Annotated in this window: 8 protein-coding genes; all 8 read left to right on the forward strand. The window is 43.0% G+C overall.

The genetic code is table 11. The annotated features are described in order from the left end of the window. The coding region (locus ACH2DQ_RS28575) for a carbohydrate ABC transporter permease (RefSeq protein ID WP_395028760.1) at positions 1 to 381 on the forward strand (381 nt) is incomplete at its 5' end. Positions 382 to 487: 106 nt separating this feature from the next. Next, positions 488 to 1,519, forward strand: coding sequence for a LacI family DNA-binding transcriptional regulator (locus ACH2DQ_RS28580; RefSeq protein WP_394920824.1), 1,032 nt, complete (start codon positions 488 to 490; stop codon positions 1,517 to 1,519). A gap of 38 nt (positions 1,520 to 1,557) precedes the next feature. Beyond that, on the forward strand, positions 1,558 to 3,579 hold the full coding sequence (locus tag ACH2DQ_RS28585; protein WP_394913720.1) for a beta-galactosidase: 2,022 nt from the start codon (positions 1,558 to 1,560) through the stop codon (positions 3,577 to 3,579). Between the two features lie 298 nt (positions 3,580 to 3,877). Next, a complete protein-coding gene (gene licT, locus ACH2DQ_RS28590) occupies positions 3,878 to 4,705 on the forward strand; it encodes a BglG family transcription antiterminator LicT (protein WP_394913721.1) in 828 nt (275 codons plus the stop codon). 17 nt (positions 4,706 to 4,722) lie between these two features. Continuing rightward, a complete protein-coding gene (locus tag ACH2DQ_RS28595) occupies positions 4,723 to 5,202 on the forward strand; it encodes a PTS glucose transporter subunit IIA (RefSeq protein WP_394913722.1) in 480 nt (159 codons plus the stop codon). 10 nt (positions 5,203 to 5,212) lie between these two features. Continuing rightward, positions 5,213 to 5,461, forward strand: coding sequence for an HPr family phosphocarrier protein (locus tag ACH2DQ_RS28600; protein WP_394913723.1), 249 nt, complete (start codon positions 5,213 to 5,215; stop codon positions 5,459 to 5,461). A 76-nt stretch (positions 5,462 to 5,537) separates the two neighbouring features. Beyond that, a complete protein-coding gene (gene nagE / locus ACH2DQ_RS28605) occupies positions 5,538 to 6,989 on the forward strand; it encodes an N-acetylglucosamine-specific PTS transporter subunit IIBC (protein WP_394913724.1) in 1,452 nt (483 codons plus the stop codon). Positions 6,990 to 7,186: 197 nt separating this feature from the next. Next, on the forward strand, positions 7,187 to 9,977 hold a 2,791-nt coding region (locus tag ACH2DQ_RS28610; protein ID WP_395028763.1), incomplete at its 3' end, for a family 20 glycosylhydrolase.

Raw genomic sequence — 9,977 nt, forward strand, 5'->3', positions numbered from 1 at the left:
GGTGCACCGTTTTTGATTTTCTTTTTTAAGCAGAATACCCATGCATTTCCGCAGGAGACAATCCAGGCAGCCAGAGTAGACGGGTTAAATGAATTACAAATATTTATAAGAATTTTTATGCCGATGATGAAGTCCACCTATGCGGCAGCAGGAATCTTTTCATTCATGGCAAGCTGGAATAATTATATGTGGCCGCTGATTGCGCTGCAGAGCAACTCCAAGTTCACCCTGCCTCTTACGGTTTCTAACCTGGCAGCGGGATTTACACCGGATTACGGTATGGTAATGGTGGGAATTATTATTTCAACGGTTCCTACAATTTTAGTATTCTTCCTGCTTCAGAATGCATTTGTGGAAGGTATGGTAGGCTCTGTCAAATAACCTGCGTTATTTACATTGACAAGTAGTAAACACCAGTGATAATATAAAACTAAATAAAGATTTAATAAATATTTAGAAAAATTTATAATCCAAAAAAGGATGGTATATGATGGGGATAAAAGTGAAAGATTTGGCAAGTATGTTGAATTTGTCGCCCTCTACGGTATCACTGGTGTTGAACAACAGACCTGGAATCAGCGAGGCGACAAGAAATAAAGTACGTAAGGCAGTAAAAGATATGGGATATGAGGAGCTGCTTGTATCGGAATCTCAGGAGAAAAAGAATATTCTATTCCTGGTTTACCGTAAACATGGCATAGCTCCCGCCAGTACCCCTTATTTTTCCCAGCTTTTTTCGGAAATCATTGAAGGTGTGGAGAGCCAGATTAAGATTAAAGGCTATAACCTGATGATATCTTATACAGACAAAGATACGATATTGGAAGAGGCTGAGAAGATCAAGAAGCAGGATGTAGAAGGCGTGCTGGTTCTGGCAACAGAGATGGCAGAGGAACAGATTAAGATTTTTACAGATTTAAAAGTTCCGGTAGTTATGGTTGATAACTATATGGAACACCGTAAATTTGATTGTGTAACTATAAATAATGAGCAGGGTGTCTATCAGGTGGTAGAGCATCTTGCTAAAATGGGACATAAAAGAATTGGTTACTTGCATGTTAGCCAAAACGCGAACAATTTCACAGAACGCTACTACGGATTTAAAAGAGCAGTGGAAAAATGCGGATTGCCTTTAAATGAACGGGATATCATCTGGATTGCCACAGACGGGGGAGAAGCTGTTTACAGTGAGTTAAAGCATAAGCTGGAAGAGCAGAAAGATCTGCCGGGGGCATTTTTTGCAGATAATGATATCGTAGCAATATGCGCCATGCGTGTATTCCGTGAATTGGGCTATAAGATTCCGGAAGACATTTCCATAGTCGGATTTGATAATATGACCCTTTCCGAAATGTTAGATCCTCCGCTTACCACGATTCAGATACCCAAGCATAAGATCGGAGTATCGGCAGTGAATCTGATAGTTGAGAAGATCAGTGAAAATACGGAGGGCGTTGTAAAAATGGAAGTTGGGACCAGACTGGTAGCCCGAAGCAGCGTAAAACGTATCAGCGAGTAATCCTTATATTCAAAGAGAATAAAGGAGAAGTATTAATTATGCATAGTAAAAAAACACCATTTGTATTGTATGGCGGTGATTATAATCCGGAGCAGTGGGATGATGCCACCATAGAACAAGATATGCAATTATTTAAAAAAGCTGGAATAAATCTTGTGACATTACCGGTGTTTGCATGGGCAAAAATCGAGCCCAGGGAAGGTGAATACCATTTTGAATGGTTAGATAAGATTTTAAAAAAGCTGTGGGAAAATAAAATATATGTCATTATGGCAACGCCCACTACGGCTCAGCCGGCGTGGCTGTCTAAAAATTACCCGGAAGTGCTGCCTGTGGATATCGCGGGGCGGAAGAGAACTCATGGAATGCGTGTGTTCTTCTGTGTGAATAGTGAAAAGTACCGGGAGCGGGCGGCAGCAATTGCAACAGAGATGGCAAAGCGCTATCATACGTATCCGGGACTTGTAGGATGGCATGTGGCAAATGAATATGGTACATATTGTTATTGCGAAAATTGTCAGAAACATTTTCGGATTTGGCTAGAAAAACGTTACGGAACCATTGAACACTTAAACGATAAATGGAATACAGCATTCTGGGGACGCGTTGTCTATGATTTTGATGAAATTATGCTCCCTACGGAGTTAAACGACGATTATCGTTTTAATCCGGCAATTCAGCTGGACTATATGCGATTTGTAACGGATTCTACCCTGGAATGCTACTTAAACGAAGCAGATATTCTGAAGAAATATACCCCGGATCTTCCTGTCTTCAGTAATATTTCGGGATTTATTAAAAAGTTAAATCAGTTTAAAATGGTAGAACATATGGACTCAGCCGCATGGGACAATTATCCGGGACCCAGGGATGAAAGAAGCCTTCCGGCTCTGAAACATGATATTATGAGGGCTTTAAAGGATGGGGAATCTTACATTATTGCCGAGCAGTCTCCCAACCAGCAGAACTGGCAGCCGTATAACAAACTGAAGAGGCCGGGAGAAGTGCGGACCATTGCCTATCAGGGACTTGCCAGAGGGGCGGATGCCTGCCTTTTCTTCCAGATGCGACAGTCTGTAGGCGGACAGGAAAAGTTCCATGGGGCAGTTATTTCCCATGCGGGGACTGATGATACCAGAATATACCGGGAAATAGCAGAACTTGGTCAGGAATTACAGAAACTGGGCGATACATTTCTGGAAGGAAAGATTGATGCAAAAGCAGCATTCCTGTTTGACTGGGACAGTTGGTGGGCACTGGAACTGACCAGCGGGCCTACACAGGACATGGATTATCTGGCTCAGGTCCATAAATATTATAAAGCCTTTTATGAGAAAAATATCCCGGTGGATATCATTAAGGTCACGGCGGATTTGAGTAAATATAAGATTGTAGTGGCTCCTTTGCTGTATATGATGAAGCCTGGTGTGGCTGAGAAAATTCAACAATTTACGGCAGAGGGTGGTACTTTCCTGGCGACTTATATGACCGGTGTGGCTGATGAAAATGACCGGTGTATCTTTGGCGCAGCGCCTGGAGAACTTTCTGAAACGCTGGGTCTTTGGGTGGAAGAAACCGACGCCATGTTCCCGGATGAGCAGAATTCCATTCTGGTAAACGTAAACAGCCTTCCGCTTCAGGAGAAATACACCTCCGGATTTTTATGCGATGTCATCCGTCCCACTACTGCGAAAACGCTGGCTGTATATGGACACGATTTTTACAAAGGAGTGGCTTGTGTAACGGTAAATGAAGTGGGAAAAGGGAAAGCATATTATCTGGGCTGCGAACCGGATGATGCATTTTTGTCAGATTTTGTGGGCTGTATCTGTGAAGAACAGGGCCTGGCGCCGCTGTTTGAGACCGGCGGAGAAATTGAACTTTCCACAAGAACCGGAAAAGACGGAGACGTTACGTTTGCTATCAACCATGGTACAAAAACCGGATGGGTGAATCTGGGAACACAGCAATATAAGAATTTGCTGAAGGATGAATTGCTATCCGGTAAATGTGAAATCGGGGGAAGAGATGTAATGATTATCAGAAAACAGTGTGAATAAAAAAGTGCTGAATTTTAAATTGGGCACATTGCATATATACATGCAATGTGCCTGTTTAATTTGGTCGAATAATCGGAATTTATAGTAAAAACTCATATGAAATATTACATAATTCTAAACTTATAAAAAAAGTCTAAATTTTTGGTTGACAATTTTTGGTATATTTGTTATATTAAAAACGAATTAAATACATATGGATTGTTACTGGCAGGCAGGCAAAACCAATTTTGAACGTAAGAAAAATTTATGTTTTCTTACTACAAAATTGGTTTTTTTTATTTCTGGGGTGAAGTGAATTATGAAGATAGATAAAATTATTAACAATAATATTGTCAGCGCTCTGGAAGATGATGGGAAAGAAATTATTGTGATGGGACGGGGGATTGGATTCAATACTAAGCCCGGCAGAGAGATTCAGGAGAAGAAAATTGAGAAAATATTCCGCATGGACAGTCAGAATACCGTGGATAAGTTCAAACAGCTCCTGGAAAATATGCCGCTTAAGCACATTCAGGCATCTATGGAGATTATTACTTATGCAAAGAGTGTCCTGAACAGAAGGTTGAATCAGAACATCTACATTACCCTCACCGACCATATTAATTTTGCCATAGAGCGTTTTAATGAAAATATGACATTTACAAATCCATTATTGCATGAGGTAAAGGCTTTTTATAAAGAGGAATACCTGATTGGGGAATATGCCATTGCATTAATAGAGCGGTGGATCGGTGTAACCCTGCCTGTGGATGAGGCAGGATTCATTGCGCTGCACATCGTAAATGCAGAATTTAATACCGGAATGCGTGATACGATTGATATTACGAACCTGATACAAAATGTTGTGAAAATTGTAAAAGAATATTTTGGAATGAATCTGGATGAAATGTCCCTGAATTATCAGCGTTTCGTGACTCATCTGAGATTTCTGGCACAGAGAATTATCGCAAAAGAACTGTTAAACAGTGAAAACAGTGAATTTAACCGATTGATCCTGCAGCTGTATCCGGAAGAATATGCATGCAGTTTAAAGATTAAGGAGTACATCAAAGAGATATACCGCCACGATGTAACGGAAGAAGAAACCGCTTATCTGGCTGTACATATTAAGAGAATGAGAATGTAAAAGAGAGGAGAATACATATGTTTGGATCAATAAAAAAGATGTTTGGTTCCAAAGAAAAGATTTTGGCACCTGTAGAAGGGAAGGTTGTTCCGTTAAGTGAAGTAAATGACCCTACCTTCAGCCAGGAAATTCTGGGAAAAGGCGTTGCCATTATTCCCGAGAGAGGACGGGTTGTTGCACCGGTAAGCGGAGAAGTCACAGTACTGTTTCCAACGCTTCATGCAGTCAGTATTACAACGGATTCCGGGGTTGAACTCATCGTCCATGTGGGACTGGATACAGTAAATTTAAAAGGGGTCCATTACAAAGCACATGCAAAACAGGGCGACCGGGTAAAAGCGGGTGATCTTCTTTTAGAATTTGACATTGAAGCCATCATAGAAGACGGATACGAAGTGATTACGCCTGTAATTATCTGCAATGCATCGGATTATCCGAATATGGAATGCCACACGGATATGCATGCAAATGAACTGGATCCGATTATTGAGCTGTAGGAAAGTGCCTATGAGGGAGTTCGAATATGAAATAAAAGATTTACTGGGATTACATGCAAGACCTGCATCCCGGGTTTTTATGGAAGCGAGAAAATATGAATGTAAGATTGAGGCTCTGTGTGGGAATAAAAGGGCAGACTGCAAAAGCCTACTGGAACTGATGGGACTGGGGGCAAAATATGGCAGTCGGATTCTGTTTCGTTTTGACGGATCAGATGAAGAAGAAGCAGCAGCGTGCCTTGGGCAATTATTACTATAGTGTGGATTTGAACTTGCGGGAGAGCAAGATCAGATAAAAAATGTCTGAAAAGGCGAGAGAAAGGAGATTCATAGTTATGATGAAGTATTTGCAAAGGTTAGGCAAATCATTAATGCTTCCGGTAGCCTGTTTACCGGCAGCGGGTATCCTTATGGGTATCGGTTATTGGATCAGTCCGGCTGTTATGTCAGGACAGGGAGATCCAAATGTAATTGCATTCTTTCTGGTAAAAGCAGGAGGTGCACTGATTGACAATATGGCAATCTTATTTGCCATTGGTGTTGCGCTTGGTATGGCGGATGATAATGATGGTACGGCGGCGCTTGCCGGTATCGTATCCTGGCTGATGGTCCAGATGATTCTGTCTCCGGCAGTTGTTGCAGTTTTAAGCGGTATAGACGTTGCAGCCGTGAATCCGGCGTTTGGCAAGATCAATAACCAGGCAATCGGTATTCTGTGCGGTTTAATTGGAGCTTCCTGCTACAATAGATTTAAGAACACCAAGTTACCGGATGCTTTGGCTTTCTTCAGTGGAAAACGGTGTGTATCCATTGTAACAGCGGTAATCTCTTTGGTTGCATGTTTGATCCTGTTCTTTATATGGCCGATCGTATACTCCGGATTAGTAGCATTTGGTGAATCCATCCTGGGACTGGGACCAATTGGCGCAGGTATCTATGGATTCTTCAACCGGCTTTTAATTCCGTTTGGACTGCACCATGCGTTGAATTCCGTATTCTGGTTTGACGTTGCAGGCATTAATGATTTATTCAAGTTTTGGGGAACCGTTGACGGAGCCGTATACGGACAGACTGGTATGTATATGTCAGGCTTCTTCCCATTCATGATGTTCGGTCTTCCGGCAGCAGCTCTGGCGATGTACCATACAGCGAAGCCAAGTAAAAAGAAAACAGCTTACGGTTTATTGTTCGCAGCAGCACTCTGTGCATTCTTTACCGGCGTAACAGAACCTCTGGAATTTGCATTTATGTTCCTGGCTCCTGGATTATACCTTGTACATGCGCTTTTAGCAGGTATTTGTATGTTTGTAGTGGCAATGCTCCCTGTTCGTTCCGGATTCTGGTTCAGCGGCGGATTTGTAGACTGGTTATTAAGCATCAAAGCTCCAATGGCTGAAAATCCATGGCTGATCATTCCGATTGGTATTGTGGTAGGTGTGATCTATTACGTAATCTTCCGTTTCGTAATCAAGAAATTTAACTTAAAGACTCCGGGCCGTGAAGATGATGATGTGGAAGAAGCAGAGGTTACCCTTTCCAATAATGACTTTACCCAGGTAGCGAAAATTGTTCTGGAAGGCCTTGGCGGAAAAGACAATATTACCAGTATTGATAACTGTATCACAAGGTTGAGACTGGAAATCAAGGATTATACTTTAGTAAATGAAAAGAAAATTAAGTCCGCAGGAGTGGCAGGGGTCATCAGACCGGGAAAAACAAGCGTTCAGGTTATTATCGGACCAAAAGTTCAGTTTGTGGCAGATGAGTTCAAAATACTGTGCAAATAGAAGATTTTTCAGTAATATAGATTTCACAATTGCATAAACAGTGGATTGTTACTGGTAATGCAGGCAAAACCAAATCTTAAGTAAAATAAATTTTATACTTAGGGTTTGGTTTTTTTGTTCCAGAGCAAATTTTAAAATTGCTGTAACACGAAATAAAAGGGTGAGAGCCTGTATCAATGTAGAAAGGGAGAAAAAGAATGTGGAAAAAGAAATTGGTACACAGAGGAATGTCAATGTTTTTAGCGGGTATGTTAATGGCGGCACCGCCGGTGAATGCTTTAGCGGCTAATCAGGAAAGCCCGGTTTCCGAAGACGCTGCAGTGGAATCCCATAACACAGCACGGAGTGCAGATGCCATCGGGGAGCCAAAAGCAAATGGGAATCTGCCGGAAACAGAATCCAGGCACCAGACGGACAGGGAAGCGTTAACGAAGGGGGATGCACAGACAGAGCGTGAAGCATTAACGGAAGGTGATTCCAAATCGGAAGAGGATTCCAAAACAGAAGGAGAAGCAAAAACAGAGGGTGAAACAACAACAGAAGCTGGAACTAAAACAGAAGGTGAGATAACAACAGAAGAGGAAACCAAAACAGAGGGTGAAACCAAAGCTAAAGATATATCAAACGCGGAAGATAAAACGCTGGAAGAAGGAGAAGCAGACGAACAGTCAGCAAATAAAAAAGCAGGACTTCAGAATCTGGCACTGAATACAAAAGCGGCATCCAGCGGAAATGAAACAGCAGATTTTTCGGCAAATAAAGCAAATGACGGCAGCCTGAGTACACGCTGGTCCAGCACCACCACAAATGGGCAGAAATGGCTAAGCTTTGACCTGGGGGAGGTTAAAACCATTGGTTCTGTAGTAGTGGAATGGGAGCGGTTAAATGCTACCAGGTACAGTATCCAGAAATCAGACAACGGAACAGACTGGACGAATATAAAAGAGTTCACAAAACTGCCCGGCAAATTCCGGGATATCATTAACTTTGATACGAAAGTAGAGACTAAACACCTGCGCCTTTTGATTGACCAGTTTAATGCAGAGGGGGCTAACAGAGATGGTCAGGTAATTACCTGGAATAATGTATCCGTCATGGAATTTGAAGCGTATGCCGAGCCGCTTCCGGATGAAACACCGGTTGTACCTGTGTATAATCCTGACACAAACCGGGTGGAAATTCCCGACAAAGAAGGCTTTACCATTACCAGCAACGGAGCGGATCTGGAGCAGATTGTGGCAGATGACCTGACAGTACATAAGCCCCTGACTGCAAAAGATGTAAAACTTGCCCTGAAAATGAAGAATAACCTGACCGGTGGTGAAACACTGACCGAAGAATATACCATCAGTATCCCGGGATTGCATGACAACAGCACCGGAAATGAAAAGCCGCAGGTCATTCCGGAGATCACCGAATGGTACAGCGACAGTACAGAGAGCTTTACGCTGGCTGATCATGCAAGGATTGTCATTGCGTCAGAGGAACTTGCTTCCATAGCCACGGAATTCCAGAAAGATCTGGAGGATATAACCGGTAAAAAATTGGAGGTAGTGACAGGCGGGCAGCCGGCAGCAGGTGATTTTTATTTCCGGCTTGGCAGTGAAGACACCATGATGGGGGATGAAGGGTATCACCTGGTAATCGGTGAATCCGTTCTGGTAGATGCCATTCATACTACGGGGGCTTATTGGTCAACCAGAACCATTCTTCAGGCGTTGAAGTTAAGCAGCGGCGGAAATACACTGCCCTGTGGAGAGGCTCGGGATTATCCCAAATACAAGGTGCGGGGATTCGTATACGATGTGGGGCGAAAACCGGTATCCATGGACATGCTGCAGGACATTGTAAAAAATATGTCATGGTACAAAATGAATGATTTCCAGGTACATCTAAGCGATAATTACATCTTCCTGGAGGACTACAAGAACAGCAGTGATCCGGACCCGGCAGATGCATATGACGCTTACAGCGGTTTCCGTTTAGAGTCATCCATTGCAAATGAGGAAGGCAGAACCCTGGCATCCGATGATTATCACTATTCCAAACAGGAGTTTCAGGAGTTTATTCAGAATTCCAGAAATTATGGTGTCAATATTGTACCGGAACTGGATGTACCGGCACATGCTATGGGTATCACAGAAGTGTTCCCGGAATATGCGGTGAATGGATGGAATCCACGTATGCCAAATCGTTCCGTAGTTGACCATCTGGATATATCGAAACAGGAAGTAATTGATTTTACAGAAGGAATCTTTGATGACTATACCAAAGACGGCACCTTTGATTCCCAGACGGTAGTCCATGTGGGGGCAGATGAATTTGAAGCGGGTACCACGGCATACAGAAACCTGCTGAACCAGCTGATTCCCCATGTAAAAGAAACCAATACCGTCCGTTTCTGGGGAGGACTTACCTGGTTAAAAGACAATCCGGTTACACAGATTATACCGGAGGCAGTGGAAGACGTGCAGATCAACCTCTGGTCAAGAGACTGGGCAGATGGGAAAGAAATGTATGATATGGGCTATGACCTGATTAACACTCAGGATGAATATCTGTACATGGTACCCAGCGGAGATGGCAGCAGGGGAGCATACGGGGATTATCTGAATAAGAATTCCATATTTAATAGTTTCTCACCGAACAGGGTAGCGGTAAGAGGCGGATTTACCACAATTCCAGCCGGAGACAAGCAGATGCTGGGAGCTGCTTATGCTATATGGAATGACAATATAGACAAAAGGGCAACCGGAATGACGGAAGCAGATGAATTCAAACGATTCTTCGATTCCCTTGCTCTGATGTCTGAAAAATGCTGGGCAAACGGCAAGGAAAAGGGCAGCGTTGCCAGCATTGATGCATTGGCATCCCGGATATCCACAGCACCTAATACCAACCCCTATTCCACAGAAACAGATGTAGACGGCGTCTATGCAGAGTATAATTTTGACGGCGGCATAGGAGATGACAGCAGTGCCAATGGAA

It is taken from the genome of Robinsoniella sp., from assembly GCF_034124845.1.